Raw genomic sequence first — 13,615 nt, forward strand, 5'->3', positions numbered from 1 at the left:
GTGAACAGCAGACAGCTGCTGTCCGACGTTCCGGCGACACCCTCGACGCGTAGGTGTGGGGGGTGTCGCCGAACTCGTTCGTAGGGCAGGATCGGGCAGGTAGGAACCGGTGGTGACCGTGCCTGGTAGGCATCGTGATCGCCTCGGTCATGGAGCAGGATCGCTTCAGTCCTTCCCCTATTTCTGGAACGCGTTCTAGAGTGGGAGGGCTGAGGTTTGTACCGGCCGAGCGCTGTATCCACGGACTCGGCCGAGGCAGACCGGTTCGATGCACACACAGGGTCGACGCATACATGGAAGGAACACCTCACAGTGACCACAGAGGCATTCATTTATGAAGCCATCCGCACCCCGCGAGGCCGCGGCAAGAAGACCGGTTCATTGCACTCGGTCAAGCCGATCTCGCTGGTCACGGGTCTGATCCAGGAACTGCGCGTGCGCTTCCCCGATCTCGACGAAGACCGGATCTCCGATCTCATCCTGGGGATCGTCGGACCGGTGGGCGATCAGGGTGCAGACTTGGCGCGCATCGCTGTCAACGACGCCAAGCTGCCTGACACAGTCGGTGGCGTGCAGATCAACCGCTTCTGCGCTTCGGGCCTGGAAGCTGTGAACATGGCAGCCCAGAAGGTTCGTTCCGGTTGGGACGAGATGGTGATCGCCGGTGGCGTCGAGTCCATGTCCCGGGTGCCGATGGGCTCGGACGGCGGACCGTGGGCGCTGGACCCGGCCACCAACTACGACAATTACTTCGTTCCACAGGGCGTCGGCGCAGACCTCATCGCCACCATCGAGGGTTTCTCGCGTGACGACGTCGACGCGTACGCCGTCCGCTCGCAGGATCTGGCCGCCAAGGCGTGGACCGGCGGATACTTCGCCAAGTCCGTCGTCCCGGTGAAGGACATCAACGGCATCACCGTTCTCGACCACGACGAGCACATGCGTCCGGGAACCACGGCGGAAAACCTTGCCGGACTTGCACCCGCATTCAGTGTCGTCGGTGAAGTGGGCGGCTTCGACGCGGTAGCGCTGCAGAAGTACCACTGGGTCGAGAAGATCAACCACGTTCACCACGGTGGTAACAGCTCGGGAATCGTCGACGGTGCCGCACTGGTGCTCGTGGGCTCCGAGAGTGCCGGTCAGGCAATGAATTTGACCCCGCGTGCCCGCGTCGTCGCCACGGCGACCAGCGGTGCCGATTCCACGATCATGCTCACCGGCCCGACGCCGGCAACGAAGAAGGTTCTGGCTGCGGCCGGCCTGACGGTCGACGACATCGACTTGTTCGAGATCAACGAGGCCTTTGCCTCCGTCGTCCTGAAGTTCCAGAAGGACCTCAACATTCCGGACGAGAAACTCAACGTCAACGGCGGCGCGATCGCCATGGGACACCCTCTCGGCGCCACTGGCGCAATGATTCTCGGCACGATGGTCGACGAACTCGAGCGTCGCGGTGGCAAGCGTGCACTACTCACGCTGTGCATCGGCGGCGGTATGGGCGTTGCCACCATCATCGAGCGCGTCTGACGCGACCGGACTACAGGAGACGAATCAGCGTGACCGAGAACAACATGATCAACTGGGAGCAGGACTCCGACGGCATCGTCCTGCTCACCATGGACGACCCCAACCAGGGTGCCAACACCATGAACGACCTGTACAAGGCGTCGATGCAGGCGACTGTCGACCGCTTGTACGAGGAGAAGGACTCCATCACCGGAGTTGTCCTCACCTCGGCGAAGAAGACGTTCTTCGCCGGCGGTGACCTCAAGAACATGATCAAGGTGGGGCCCGAGCAGGCTCCCGACATCTTCGCCGAGGTCGGGACCATCAAGGCAGCGTTGCGTCGCCTCGAGACCCTCGGCAAGCCCGTCGTCTCTGCGATCAACGGTGCAGCACTCGGCGGTGGCCTCGAGATTGCTCTCGCGACGCATTACCGCATTGCTGCTGACGTCAAGGGTGTCAAGATCGGTCTGCCCGAGGTCACCCTCGGACTGCTTCCCGGCGGCGGTGGCATCGTGCGCACCGTCCGTCTGCTCGGCCTGCAGAACGCTCTCCTGAATCTTCTCCTTCAGGGCCAGCAGCGCGGACCGGTCGAGGCCAAGGAAGTTGGCATCGTCGACGAGGTTGTCGGTTCCGTCGAGGAACTGGTTCCGGCCGCGAAGGCATGGATCAAGGCCAATCCCGAAGGCGGCGTTCAGCCTTGGGACAAGAAGGGATACAAGATCCCCGGCGGAACTCCGTCCACCCCTGCCTTTGCTGCCAACCTTCCGGCGTTCCCGGCGAACCTGCGTAAGCAGCTCAAGGGTGCTCCGATGCCCGCTCCGCGTGCCATCATGGCCGCAGCGGTCGAGGGCTCGCAGGTCGACATCGACAACGCGATGCTCATCGAGGCTCGTTACTTCACGTCCCTCGTGACGGGACTTGTTGCGAAGAACATGATCCAGGCGTTCTTCTTCGACCTGCAGGCCATCAACGGCGGCGGCTCACGTCCCGCCGGCATCGGTAAGACTCCGATCACCAAGGTCGGCGTTCTCGGTGCAGGCATGATGGGCGCAGGCATTGCCTACGTTTCCGCGAAGGCGGGCTTCGAAGTCGTCCTCAAGGACGTCACCATCGAAGCTGCCAACAAGGGCAAGGCATACTCAGAAGCCATTGAAGCCAAGGCACTTTCGCGTGGCAAGACCACGCAGGAGAAGTCCGACGCACTCCTGGCCAAGATCACCCCGACGGCTGACCCGGCAGATTTTGCCGGCGTCGACTTCGTCATCGAGGCAGTGTTCGAGAGCCAGGAACTCAAGCACAAGGTGTTCCAGGAGATCGAGGACATCGTTGCACCCAACGCGCTACTGGGTTCCAACACCTCGACGCTTCCCATCACGGGTCTCGCGACCGGTGTGAAGCGCCAGGAAGATTTCATCGGCATCCACTTCTTCTCGCCTGTCGACAAGATGCCGCTGGTGGAGATCATCCGCGGCGAGAAGACGTCAGATGAGGCGCTGGCCCGCGTATTCGACTACGTCCAGGCCATCCGCAAGACGCCGATCGTGGTCAACGACTCGCGTGGATTCTTCACCTCGCGCGTCATCGGCACCTTCATCAACGAGGCCATCGGCATGCTGGCCGAGGGGATCGAACCGGCCACCATCGAGCAGGCCGGTATGCAGGCGGGCTACCCCGCTGCGCCGCTGCAGCTTTCGGACGAGCTCAACCTCACTCTGATGCAGAAGATCCGCAAGGAAAGCGCGGATGCAGCCAAGGCGGAGGGCAAGGAACTGCCGGCAGATCCGGCAGGCGACGTCATCAACACCCTCGTCGAGGGCGGTCGCACCGGTCGTCTCGGCGGCGGCGGATTCTACGAGTACGCCGATGGCAAGCGCACCGGCCTGTGGCCCGGTCTGCGCGAGACCTTCAAGTCGGGTCCGACGGACGCTCCGCTCCAGGATCTCATCGACCGCATGCTGTTCATCGAGGCCATCGAGACCGTCAAGTGCTTCGACGAAGGTGTTCTCATGACCACAGCCGACGCCAACATCGGCTCCATCATGGGTATCGGCTACCCGGCTTGGACGGGTGGCGTCAGCCAGTTCGTCACCGGGTACGAGGGTGGCAAGGCTGGATTTGTCGCTCGCGCTGAAGAATTGGCAGCCAAGTACGGTGAGCGGTTCACGCCGCCGGCGTCGCTGAAGGGCTGATGTAGGCCCACCTGAAAAGAGCGAACGTACCTTTCGGCGCATCTAACGCGCTGAAAGGTACGTTCGCTCAGTTCTGGGGAGAGAAGGGGAGGCCCCTACCCCTTCCACCACGGGCGCAACGGCACATGTGCCTCACCCTTGGGGCCGAGCTTGACGGCCAGAACCTGGTGCAGCTGAACGACATTGCGCTCGAAGCCCAGGCGTGAACCGGCCATGTAGAGACCCCATACACGAGCGGTTCCTTCGCCGACCTCCGCGACGCAGGCGTCCCAGTTGTCGACGAGGTTCTGGCACCATGCCGCAAGGGTCAGTGCGTAGTGCTCGCGGATGTTTTCCTCGTGCCGCACTTCGAGTCCCACGTTCTGGATTTCGGAGATGATGCGGCCGGATCCGGTGAGCTCGCCGTCGGGGAAGACGTACCGGTCGATGAAGCCGCCGGCCTTTGCGCTGCTGCGATTGTCCGGGCGGGTGATGCAGTGGTTGAGCAGGCGCCCACCCTCGCGGAGTTTGCCCTTGAGGAATTCGAAGTACGCCGGGTAGTTCCCGACGCCGATGTGTTCGGTCAGTCCGATGGAAGAGATTGCGTCGAAACCTGATTCGGCTACGTCGCGGTAGTCGGAGAAACGGACCTGGGCGAGGTCGGCGAGCCCCTCGTCCTCGATGGCTTTCTGCGCCCAGTCGGCTTGTTCGCGGGAGAGGGTCACGCCGATCACCTTGACGCCGCGGCGGGCGGCGTAGCGGACCATCGAACCCCAGCCGCAGCCGATGTCGAGGAGGCGGTCACCTTCTTGGAGTCCGAGCTTCTCGAACACCAAGCGGTACTTGTTCTCCTGGGCTTCTTCGAGTGTCTGTTCGGCGTTCCCGTAAGTGGCGCAGGTGTAGGTCATCGAGGGGCCGAGGACGTACTCGTAGAAAGTGTTGGAGACGTCGTAGTGGTGATGGATGACTTCGGCGTCACGAGATTTGGAGTGCCGCAGTCCTTCTGCGACGCGGCGCCAGCGGGGAAGGTGTTCCTGCGGCGGCGGCGCGATGGGGCGCAACAAATCCCAGCCGAGGGAGCGGGTGATGCTGGCAAGCGTCAGTGCGGACGGTCGCTTGAGGTGAAGCTCGTCGCCCATCACTCGGAGGATCTCGTACGGGTCGCCGGGATGAACACCCTCGGCTTCGAGGTCGCCGGAGACGTAGGCGCGTGCCATGCCGAGGTCGCCGGGAGCTGTTGCAAGATAGGTGGTTCCGCGGGTCGACTTGAGGTGGAGGCCGTAGTCGGCGTCCTCAGGTCCGGCGGAGCTGCCGTCGTAGGCGGTGAATCGAAGCGGCAGCATACCGTCGGAAAGCGTCTCGAGAATTTCTGCGATGGAGAGCTTTTCTTGGTTCTTGGAATCCTTGAACGTGGTCATTTACGTTGCACCGCCTTAGAAAATAGGTCCAATAAACGTGAATTGGGGTCGTAGCGATCCTTGAGGTGCTGGTAGCGGTCGCCGCCGTAGTACTGCGCCTCGAAATCTTCCTTCGAGTAATAGGAATCGGAGTAGAGGGACTTGTGTCCGTCGAAGTCGCCGACCTTGTCCTCGATCAATCTGTTTGCTGTACCCTCGCGCTCACCGGGAACGATCGGCACCGAAGACCAGAATCCGATGTTGACGTAGGTGCGCTTGGGTTCGAGAGGGTACAGCGGCCACGGCCGTGCTGCGGAGGCTCCGGCGGGACTGGGCTCGCGAAGACGCAACGGGCACAACCACAGCGGTTCGATCGGGATCTCCGCGAGGAACCAGGAGACAAAATCCGCGGTTCGCTCGATGGGCACCTCGACGTCCTGGACGACGCGTTCGCGTGGGGGCTTCCCCTTGCGCTTTTCCAGGCGATCGCCGATGTCGTACTTGTGGTCGAGGGCGATCAGCTTCCAGTAGAAGCTGCTGCGGAGGTACTGCTTGGGCCAGAACCGCCGGATCTTGGGGTTCTGGGCTCCGAACGCCCGCGAGCACCAGAACCAGTCGGTGTCCCAGCGCCACAGGTAGTCCCGGATGGTGAGGCGGTCGGTCTTGGGATGCACCAGCGACGGATGCTGGATCGAACGGTAGAAGATGTTCTGCCCGGTGTAGTCGCTGACCGGCCCTTCGTCGTCGGTCTGAACGCCGAGCGTGAGGTAGCTCTCGGTATCGGTAAAGACCACACCGTCGAGGTAATCGACTGCGACGCCGTCGTACTCCCGGTCGGTGACGATGCTGTCCATCGTCGTCTCGAGTGTCTTCAGCGAATCGAAACGCAGATGGCGTAGGGCTACATACTTTTTCACCGGTTCGAGAGTGATCTTGAGCCGGGTGGAATAGCCGAGAGTGCCGTAGGAATTGGGGAAACCGAAGAACAGTTCGGCGTGTTCACCGTCAGGCGTGGCGGTGATGATCTCGCCGTTTCCGGTGAGGATGTCGATCTCCAGGACGGATTCGTGCGGCAATCCGTTTCGGAAGGACGTGGATTCGATTCCCAACCCGGTGACGGCGCCACCGAGCGTGATGGTCTTGAGTTGCGGCACTACGAGTGGCGCCAGCCCGTACGCAAGCGTGGCGTCGACAAGATCCTCGTACGTGCACATGCCGGCGACGTCTGCCGTGCGCGCCACCGGGTCAACGGCGATCACACCGGTGAGCCCGCTGACGTCGAGGCCGGGAGTCGAGGACTTGGCGCGGGCACGGAACAGGTTGGAGGTTTTCTTCGCCAGTCGAACCGAACCATCAGGGGGTATCGCGTGATACGACGCGAGTAGTCGCGCAACACCTTCCCGGTGCTGCGCAAAACCGGTTTCGCGCGCGCCGTCGGAACCCGGACGATTACCTGTCCGGATCCTGGAAAACTTCGGAACTACCCCATTGAACGAGAGAGTCACAACCTCGACGCTATCCCTAGCGGTTGCTGGGGGCCATCGGTAGGGGTCGATTTGCGGGAATTTGATCGAGTTGTTGCAAACGGCCGCGGATTTGCGGCACCGATAGTGAACCAGCTCACATGATCTGGTCGATAGTCGAGATACCGGGCCGGAACAGGCAGTATGGAAAGAAGTGTCTGTGCAGCATGCAGGTAGTCAACTCGAGGAGTAGTACGGGTAATGGGTCAGGTCAACGCAATGAGTTCGACGGTCGTTCCACATGCACCGGAGCAGGTGCTCGCGGCACTCTCCGACTACGAGACGGTGCGCCCGCGCATTCTGTCGGAGCAGTACCTCGACTACAAGGTGCTCAGTGGTGGCCAGGGCAACGGAACAGTTGCAGAGTGGACCCTCAAGGCGACGGAAAAGCGTTCGCGCAACGTCAAGGCGACGGTCACGGTCGAGGGCAACGTCATCACGGAGAAGGATGCCAATTCCAGCATGGTGACCACGTGGACCGTGGCACCCAACGGTACGGGCACCACGGTGACGACGCTGACGCAGTGGCAGGGCGCTACGGGTATCGGCGGATTCTTCGAGCGGACCTTTGCCCCCAAGGGCTTGCAGCGCATTCAGGCCACCGTTCTCGACAACCTCAAGCGTGAACTCGGCTAGTTCCTCTTTTACTTCCCGCTGATGATCCGGCCCAGAGTTTTCAGGGCCGGATTTTCTGCATTCCAGTAGTCGCTGTGCACGGCTAACCCCGGTGAACCCGGCGCACTCGCGAATACCTGGGCGCCGAACGTGGGGTCGGCCGGATCGAATCCGTGTATCCCGAGTGCTCGCGGTATCAGTTGCACGGGATCCCAGAATGCTGTTGTTGCGTAGACGTGTTCACCCATGTCGGCTTCCGCCGTCGTATCCAGTCGCAATTCACTGACGCGTTCGGCATCGACGCCTGGGCTCGCGACAAAGACCAGATCGTCGACGTTCAGCGAACCTCCGTCGGTGGTGGCGGCACCGATGACGGTGCTGCCGTATGAATGCCCGATGACCACGTTGTGAGAGGCCGGGCCGTCGTGGGACGCACGTAAGCCGTCCTGGAATGCGTCCAGCGCGGGCGCGGCAGCGTCGGCGTAACGGTCGAACCCAGCTTCGGCAATGGTCGGCGGAGAATCGTATCCGGACCAGAGAATGACCGAGTTGGCAGATCCGGGTGAGACTACGCGGGCCGCGTCGTACATCGCTCTGGTTCTCTGAAGGTCGCCGCCGATTCCGGCGACGGTGGTCCCGGTTCCGGGAACCAGTGTTGCGACATTGTCTGCGGTATCAGGATTTCCGAGCGCGATGGCGGTGTGCCCATCGGGGCTCAGCGTTAGGAGGAACATGTCCGGTTGTAACTCTGCGGCGACGCTGGCGTAAGTGCTTGGCGCTGATTCGCGCAGTGTCTCCAGATATCGCCGGTTGTAGTAGTCGCGGTCCAGCGCCGGGAGTCCGTCCCGATTTCCGAGGGCCGGATATCGCAGGGCCAGCGCGTCTTTTTCGCTGGGGGAGAGGCTGTTCCAGTATTTACTCAGTTCGGCGGGGTTGTCCGGCAGGTTGACGGGATCGTTGACCACGGCGACGGGAGGGCCGAGAAGCTCGGCGAGTTGGCCGAATGCCGTTGCCAATGCCTGGGCGGCAGTGTTGTCGACGCGCTCCACTGCGTCGAGGGCTTCGGAAACTCTGATGCCGAAAGTTGCTGCAGCTTCGGCATAGTGGTCGTTTTGCAGGATGTCTGCCAGACTTCCCGGTGACGTAGGCGCAGGCGGAAAGACCTCACCGCTGTCGGTGACGGTCAGACCGTGCGCGAGAGTCGCGTCGTCGACGATCAGGCTGACAGCGCGGTACGCCTGGCTGAGCGTATTTGCCGCTCCGGCATAACAGTCCGCCACATTTCGCACGGCAATGGATATGCGACCGGACGTGCGGAGCGTGTCCGAGAGTTCGGCAGAGGCTGCCGCAGCGGCCTCGCCTTTCCAGGCGTCGAATTCGCGCTCTACCGAGCGGCGGGCCGCGTCGAGTATGCCCTCGGCCCGCCGATCTGCCTCGATCAGTTGGGAACTCGTGGTCCGCAGCGGCTCAGGCGAGAAGGCGCGGACGTCGGAGATGGTCGGACGCATCGTAACTCAGATCCCGTGAAGTACGGCAGCGAAGTCACGGTCTGCGGCGTCGAGTAGGTGCGCGGTCTGGGCGGTCGCGTCGGCCAATGCCGAGATGCGTCCGGACAGGTAGCGATAGGCGTCGGCGACCGGTGCGAGGGTATCGACGTCGGCAACCTCGCCGGCCTGAGTGTGGAGAACCGTCGAAAGAAGCTGCAGTGCTTCGATATCTGCTTGAAGGAACGTGCCCATGCCGGAACGGTAGCGGCTGCGGAGACGCTGTGGTGCTCGCGAAATCGCCCTGTGGATAACCCGTTGTTATCCACAGAAAGTCAATTACCCGGTTGTCAGGTACGCCTGCACGCCATTCGAGATCGCCGACGCATAGTCGGCTTGTCCGGTGGGGCTGCTCATCCGGGCGGCTTCGTCGGCGTTACGCATGTTTCCCAGTTCCACGAGAATCGACGGGCGCTGCGCCAGATTGAGTCCGGTGAGGTCTGCGCGTGGTGACAGGCCGTTCTCGCCGATGTACGTCGACGGTGTGAGTCCGGCGCCGGTCAAGGCGTCGCGCATGGTTTCGGCCAGCGTCACGGAAGGTCCGGCCTGAACGGGGTTGAGGGGCGGCGCGGAGTAGCAGACGTGAAAGCCTTCGGCGCTCGCGTCGGCGCCGTCGGCGTGAATGCTGACCACGATGTCGGCGCCGGAGGCGTTGGCTGCCTCGGCTCGGGCATCGACGCAGGATCCGACGCTCGTGTCGTCGGGCCGGCTCAGCAGGACTGTGGCGCCTTCGGCTTCGAGTTCACTTTTGACCAGGCTCGTGACTTCCCAGTTGAAGGTGTGTTCGGGAAATCCGGCGTCGGTGTTGGTGCCGGTGGTCTGGCAGTTCTTGGTGCCGCCGCGGCCGGTGGGGACCTGAGTGTTGATGGTGTCGTCGTTTGCGCCGTTGTGTCCGGGATCGAGGAAGACGACTTTGCCTGCGAGTGGTTCGACGGCGGGCGCAGATGCCGGCGCAGCCGCGGGTGTGACGGCAGCGGCGCTCTCGGTGGTGCCTGTCGGGATAGTGCATCCAGCCGTGATCAAGGCAGCTGCGAAAGCCACACCGAGCGTGAGGCTACGGCGATTAGGCAGTTTTGTGATCTCTGACGGGTTTCGGCGCACCCGCTCACGGTAGCGCGCACCGACTACGCTGGTGGGGATAACTCTGGAGAAAGGACCGCACGTGCAACCAGGTGGAGCACCCGATATGTCGGCATTGCTGGCTCAGGCTCAGCAAATGCAGCAGCAATTGATGGCTGCGCAGCAGGAAATGGCACAGGCGGAGGTGACCGGCCAGGCCGGTGGCGGACTGGTCATTGCCACGGTCAAGGGCACCGGTGAGGTGGTCGGTCTGCAGATCGATCCCAAGGTCGTAGACCCCGACGACGTCGAAACCTTGCAGGATCTTGTGATCGGCGCCATTGAAGACGCGTCGCGCAAGGCTCAGGACGTCGCAGCAGAGAAGCTCGGCCCCTTGGCCGGCGGACTCGGCGGAGGCCTTCCCGGTCTCCCCGGTTTCTAGAAAAGAGCCCGCGTGTACGAAGGTCCCGTTCAGGATCTGATCGACGAACTCGGGAAACTTCCCGGGGTCGGTCCCAAGAGCGCTCAGCGCATCGCCTTTCATCTTCTCTCGGTTGAACCGCCGGAGATCGACAGGTTGAAGAATGCGCTGCAGCGCATCCGCGACGGCGTTCAGTTCTGCACGGTGTGCGGAACTGTGTCCGATCAGGAGAAGTGCAGGATCTGCGCGGATTCTCGTCGCGACCGAACGGTGATCTGCGTCGTAGAAGAGCCGAAAGACGTTCAGGCGGTGGAGCGGACAAGGGAGTTCAAGGGGCGCTACCACGTTCTCGGCGGGGCGCTCAATCCGTTGTCCGGCGTCGGGCCGGATCAGCTCCGCATTCGGGAGTTGTTGGCTCGCATCGCAAACCAAGAGGACGGCGTGGACGTGTCCGAGGTGATCATCGCGACCGATCCCAACACCGAGGGTGAGGCAACGGCGACGTATCTGGTTCGGATGATGCGCGATATTCCAGGTTTGACGGTGTCGCGCTTGGCTTCCGGTCTGCCGATGGGTGGCGATCTCGAATTCGCGGACGAGTTGACCTTGGGTAGGGCATTGTCCGGACGCCGCGAATTGTCCAGGAACGCCTGATGACAAGCACGCGGTCGGGGCGTCGTAGTTCGGAGGAGACGCGCACGCAGATCTTGGCGTCCGCTGGCAAGGCCTTCGCTACGCGTCCTTATCGAGAGATCACGCTCAAGGACATCGCCGAAGATGTCGGAGTCAGCGCGCCGCTCATCATCAAGTACTTCGGTTCGAAAGAGCAGTTGTACGACGAGTTGGTCGACTTCCGGGCGGCAGCGCTCGCGGTTTTCGATGCGCCCAACGAGGAACTCGGCGAGCGGATGGTATCGCTGTTCACCAAACCGCAGGAGCCGTACAAGCCACTGTCGGTGAGCCTGCTCTTCATGAGTGGGGTGAGTGAGGAAAGCAACCGCAAACTGCGCGAGAACTATTCGACGCAGATGATCGACGCTCTGGCAGCGCGGTTGCCTGGCCCGGATGCGCGACTGCGTGCTGAATTGGCGATGTCGATGGTGGCCGGGGTGGCCGTCATGCGTCGACGGATGTTGGCCGGTCATGCGACGGGCACGCAGGCCGAGGTTGTCGCGATGTATGCGCCGTTGGTGCAGAAGCTTCTCGACGGGTGATAGTGGCCACTGCACTTGCGTGGTAAATATCCGTTCACCTAATGTAGGTGAACGGATATTTACTACTCAGAACAGGTGGCGCAGGTTGACGACGCTCGACCGTGCACCAGTAGTCCCACCGGTTGTCGAGCGCTCGCGTTTCCTGTTCCCCATTGTTTCCGCGGCCGCTGTGTTTCAGGCAGTGCTGCAAACCGTCATCGTTCCGCTGCTTCCCGAACTCCCGCACTTCACCGGAGCGAGTCGTACCGCGGTGTCCTGGCTTGTCACGGTGACGCTTCTGGTCGGCGCCGTCGTCACGCCCATTTTCGGGCGTCTGGCCGACATGTTCGGCAAGAAGAAAATGCTGCTGGTCGCATTCTTCTTGATGACGCTCGGATCCTTGCTGTGCGCGGTGTCCTCGAATATCTCCGTGCTCATCTTCGCGCGAGCTCTCCAAGGCGCAGGCGCCGCTGTCATCCCCATCGGAATTTCTCTGCTCCGCGACGAACTACCGCGGAACAAGGTCAACGGCGCTGTCGCCATGATGAGTTCGACGCTCGGAGTTGGCACTGCCCTGGGCATTCCGTTCTCGGCGATGATCGCTCAATACTCGAATTGGCATGTGCTGTTCTGGATCACGACGGCAATCGGGTTGTCGGTCACGCTTGCCGCCGTGTTGTTCATCCGTGAGTCGGAAGCCAGTCCGACGGGCCGCTTCGACGGGGTCGGTGCGGTAGGACTCAGCGCCGCGCTCGTCTTGTTGCTTGTCCCGATGACGCAGGGCAGCAGTTGGGGATGGGCGAGCGGTTCGGTGATCTCGATGCTGTCGGCGTCGGCGGTTCTCTTCACGCTCTGGGTATTCCAGCAACGGCGCAACGTCAATCCTCTGGTGGATGTTCGGGCCCTGGTCAAGCGCGCGGTGCTGATCCCGCACATCGCAGCGCTTCTTGTCGGCTTCGCGTTCTTCGGCAACACGCTGATCACGACTCAGCTGTTGCAGGGCACAAAGGGTCCTGGAGCCGGATATGGATTGACCATCATCTCCGCGGCACTGTGTCAGATTCCCGCCAGTGTCGCGATGGTTCTGTTCTCACCGGTAGCGGTGCGCATCACCGATCGATTCGGTTCGCGTACGGCGATGTTGACCGGTGCTGCCTTTCTTGCCGGCGGTTACGGAATTCACGCTGTTGCGGGTAAACCCCTGTGGGGAGTGGTTGTCGCATTGGGTATTACGGCTATCGGAACCGCGATTGTCTACAGCACGCTCTCGCTGCTCATTCTCGTAGCGGTGCCGCGGCAGCGCCTTGCGGCGGCAAACGGGGTCAACTCGTTGTTGCGCACGTCCGGCAGCACCCTCTGCAGTGCGACGGTGGCAACCATTCTGGCTGCGTTTGTTGTCGCCGGCAGTGAACATTCGACGTCGTGGGCAGGTTTTGCCGTCGCCTATCTGGTGTGCGCTGCGTGCGCGGTGGTTGTCTTCGCAGTGTCTTTCCTACTCCCGCAAGGCCGCACCCCGAGAGACCTCGAACTGCCGGAACTCAAGATTTAGGCGGGATTCGGAAACCGGAGAGGAAGAGCGTGATCATGAGATCGGCAAACTCTTCGGTGGTGTACTTCTGGCGGTCCGGCCAATGGTTTGTCGACCACAAGGTGTCGCGTACCGACCGATAGAAGATCTCGGGGGCGATGTCCTTGCGGAAGATCCCCTGTTCTACGCCTTCCGCAATGGCCTTGAGCCAATGCTCGCGGACTTCACGTGACGGGCCGTCGACGGACTGCAGAAGATCGTTGTCGCGAAGGTACGTCCGCTCGTTCTGGTAGATCGCGGTCGGGTGTGGGTGAAGTTCGATCACGATCAACGTCTCCCGGATGAGGCCGCGCAATACGTCCTCGGGCCCGTCGGCGGAGCGCTCGACCTGGTTGAACCGCTCCTGAATATCCGTCATGAAGACACGGAGCAGTTCCGCGACAATCGCGTTCTTGGATTTGAAGTAGTGGTACAGGCTGCCGGAGAACACGCCGGCTGATTCGCCGATGTCGCGGACCGTCGTGGATGCGACGCCTTTCTTCGCGAACAGTTCGGCCGAGCTTTCCAAGATTGTGTCTCGACGATCGGGTGTGGCTGCCACATGCTCTCCGCTGCTGATCTGTCCCGTTTCGGGCAGGTGTTCTCTTTCGATCAATCCTGC

At 62.1% G+C, this 13,615-nt stretch carries 13 protein-coding genes; 7 read left to right on the plus strand and 6 right to left on the minus strand.

All coding sequences use genetic code 11. The features are described 5' to 3' along the window. Positions 1–312: 312 nt before the first annotated feature. Positions 313–1,527: an acetyl-CoA C-acetyltransferase gene (locus FFI94_RS01960; RefSeq protein ID WP_138871509.1), complete on the plus strand. Its 1,215-nt coding sequence runs from the start codon at positions 313–315 to the stop codon at positions 1,525–1,527. A 44-nt stretch (positions 1,528–1,571) separates the two neighbouring features. Beyond that, complete coding sequence (locus FFI94_RS01965; protein ID WP_138873553.1) at positions 1,572–3,695, plus strand: 3-hydroxyacyl-CoA dehydrogenase NAD-binding domain-containing protein; 2,124 nt, start codon at positions 1,572–1,574, stop codon at positions 3,693–3,695. A gap of 95 nt (positions 3,696–3,790) precedes the next feature. On the opposite strand, the gene FFI94_RS01970 is transcribed toward FFI94_RS01965, so the two are convergent. After that, on the minus strand, positions 3,791–5,092 hold the full coding sequence (locus FFI94_RS01970; protein WP_138871510.1) for a class I SAM-dependent methyltransferase: 1,302 nt from the start codon (positions 5,090–5,092) through the stop codon (positions 3,791–3,793). Continuing rightward, positions 5,089–6,534, minus strand: a complete 1,446-nt coding sequence (locus tag FFI94_RS01975; RefSeq protein WP_138873554.1) for an FAD-binding oxidoreductase — start codon at positions 6,532–6,534, stop codon at positions 5,089–5,091. Before FFI94_RS01975 ends, FFI94_RS01970 begins: the two co-directional genes overlap by 4 nt. Before the next feature lie 261 nt (positions 6,535–6,795). Here FFI94_RS01975 and FFI94_RS01980 point away from each other — a divergent pair, with 261 nt between their 5' ends. Continuing rightward, positions 6,796–7,230, plus strand: coding sequence for an SRPBCC family protein (locus tag FFI94_RS01980; protein ID WP_092805784.1), 435 nt, complete (start codon positions 6,796–6,798; stop codon positions 7,228–7,230). Positions 7,231–7,238: 8 nt separating this feature from the next. Here the strand turns inward: FFI94_RS01980 and FFI94_RS01985 are convergent, their stop codons facing one another. The 3 genes from FFI94_RS01985 to FFI94_RS01995 all read right to left on the minus strand — a co-directional run bounded on the left by FFI94_RS01985 (position 7,239) and on the right by FFI94_RS01995 (position 9,794). Further along, the gene (locus tag FFI94_RS01985) at positions 7,239–8,717 is read right to left on the minus strand and encodes an alpha/beta hydrolase (protein WP_138871511.1); all 1,479 of its coding nucleotides are present in this window, start codon (positions 8,715–8,717) and stop codon (positions 7,239–7,241) included. Between the two features lie 6 nt (positions 8,718–8,723). Next, complete coding sequence (locus FFI94_RS01990) at positions 8,724–8,948, minus strand: hypothetical protein (RefSeq protein ID WP_138871512.1); 225 nt, start codon at positions 8,946–8,948, stop codon at positions 8,724–8,726. Between the two features lie 84 nt (positions 8,949–9,032). Then, positions 9,033–9,794, minus strand: a complete 762-nt coding sequence (locus tag FFI94_RS01995; RefSeq protein ID WP_260683809.1) for an Rv3717 family N-acetylmuramoyl-L-alanine amidase — start codon at positions 9,792–9,794, stop codon at positions 9,033–9,035. Between the two features lie 121 nt (positions 9,795–9,915). On the opposite strand from FFI94_RS01995, the gene FFI94_RS02000 reads away from it, so the two are divergent. From FFI94_RS02000 to FFI94_RS02015, 4 genes are all read left to right on the plus strand, one after another. Then, entirely contained in the window at positions 9,916–10,254 is a 339-nt protein-coding gene (locus FFI94_RS02000) for a YbaB/EbfC family nucleoid-associated protein (RefSeq protein ID WP_033235869.1), read from the plus strand. 12 nt (positions 10,255–10,266) lie between these two features. Next, on the plus strand, positions 10,267–10,887 hold the full coding sequence (gene recR, locus FFI94_RS02005) for a recombination mediator RecR (RefSeq protein ID WP_033235870.1): 621 nt from the start codon (positions 10,267–10,269) through the stop codon (positions 10,885–10,887). Beyond that, on the plus strand, positions 10,887–11,447 hold the full coding sequence (locus FFI94_RS02010; RefSeq protein ID WP_138871513.1) for a TetR/AcrR family transcriptional regulator: 561 nt from the start codon (positions 10,887–10,889) through the stop codon (positions 11,445–11,447). The genes recR and FFI94_RS02010 overlap by 1 nt, the downstream gene beginning before the upstream one ends. A gap of 85 nt (positions 11,448–11,532) precedes the next feature. Beyond that, on the plus strand, positions 11,533–12,975 hold the full coding sequence (locus FFI94_RS02015; RefSeq protein ID WP_138871514.1) for an MFS transporter: 1,443 nt from the start codon (positions 11,533–11,535) through the stop codon (positions 12,973–12,975). Here FFI94_RS02015 and FFI94_RS02020 read toward each other — a convergent pair. Then, positions 12,965–13,555 (minus strand): TetR/AcrR family transcriptional regulator, encoded by a 591-nt coding sequence (locus tag FFI94_RS02020; protein ID WP_138871515.1) that lies wholly within the window; start codon positions 13,553–13,555, stop codon positions 12,965–12,967. The genes FFI94_RS02015 and FFI94_RS02020 overlap by 11 nt on opposite strands. Positions 13,556–13,615 lie beyond the last annotated feature (60 nt).

Origin of the sequence: Rhodococcus sp. KBS0724 (assembly GCF_005938745.2) — a bacterium.
In the GTDB taxonomy this organism is placed as follows: Bacteria; Actinomycetota; Actinomycetes; order Mycobacteriales; family Mycobacteriaceae; genus Rhodococcus_F.

Excerpts from the sequence above, each read along its gene's own strand:
- FFI94_RS01970 (WP_138871510.1), bottom strand. The coding sequence starts at position 5,092 with ATGACCACGTTCAAGGATTCCAAGAACCAAGAAAAGCTCTCCATCGCA.
- FFI94_RS01965 (WP_138873553.1), top strand. The coding sequence starts at position 1,572 with ATGATCAACTGGGAGCAGGACTCCGACGGCATCGTCCTGCTCACCATG.
- FFI94_RS02010 (WP_138871513.1), top strand. The coding sequence starts at position 10,887 with ATGACAAGCACGCGGTCGGGGCGTCGTAGTTCGGAGGAGACGCGCACG.
- FFI94_RS01980 (WP_092805784.1), top strand. The coding sequence starts at position 6,796 with ATGGGTCAGGTCAACGCAATGAGTTCGACGGTCGTTCCACATGCACCG.
- FFI94_RS01985 (WP_138871511.1), bottom strand. The coding sequence starts at position 8,717 with ATGCGTCCGACCATCTCCGACGTCCGCGCCTTCTCGCCTGAGCCGCTG.
- FFI94_RS01990 (WP_138871512.1), bottom strand. The coding sequence starts at position 8,948 with ATGGGCACGTTCCTTCAAGCAGATATCGAAGCACTGCAGCTTCTTTCG.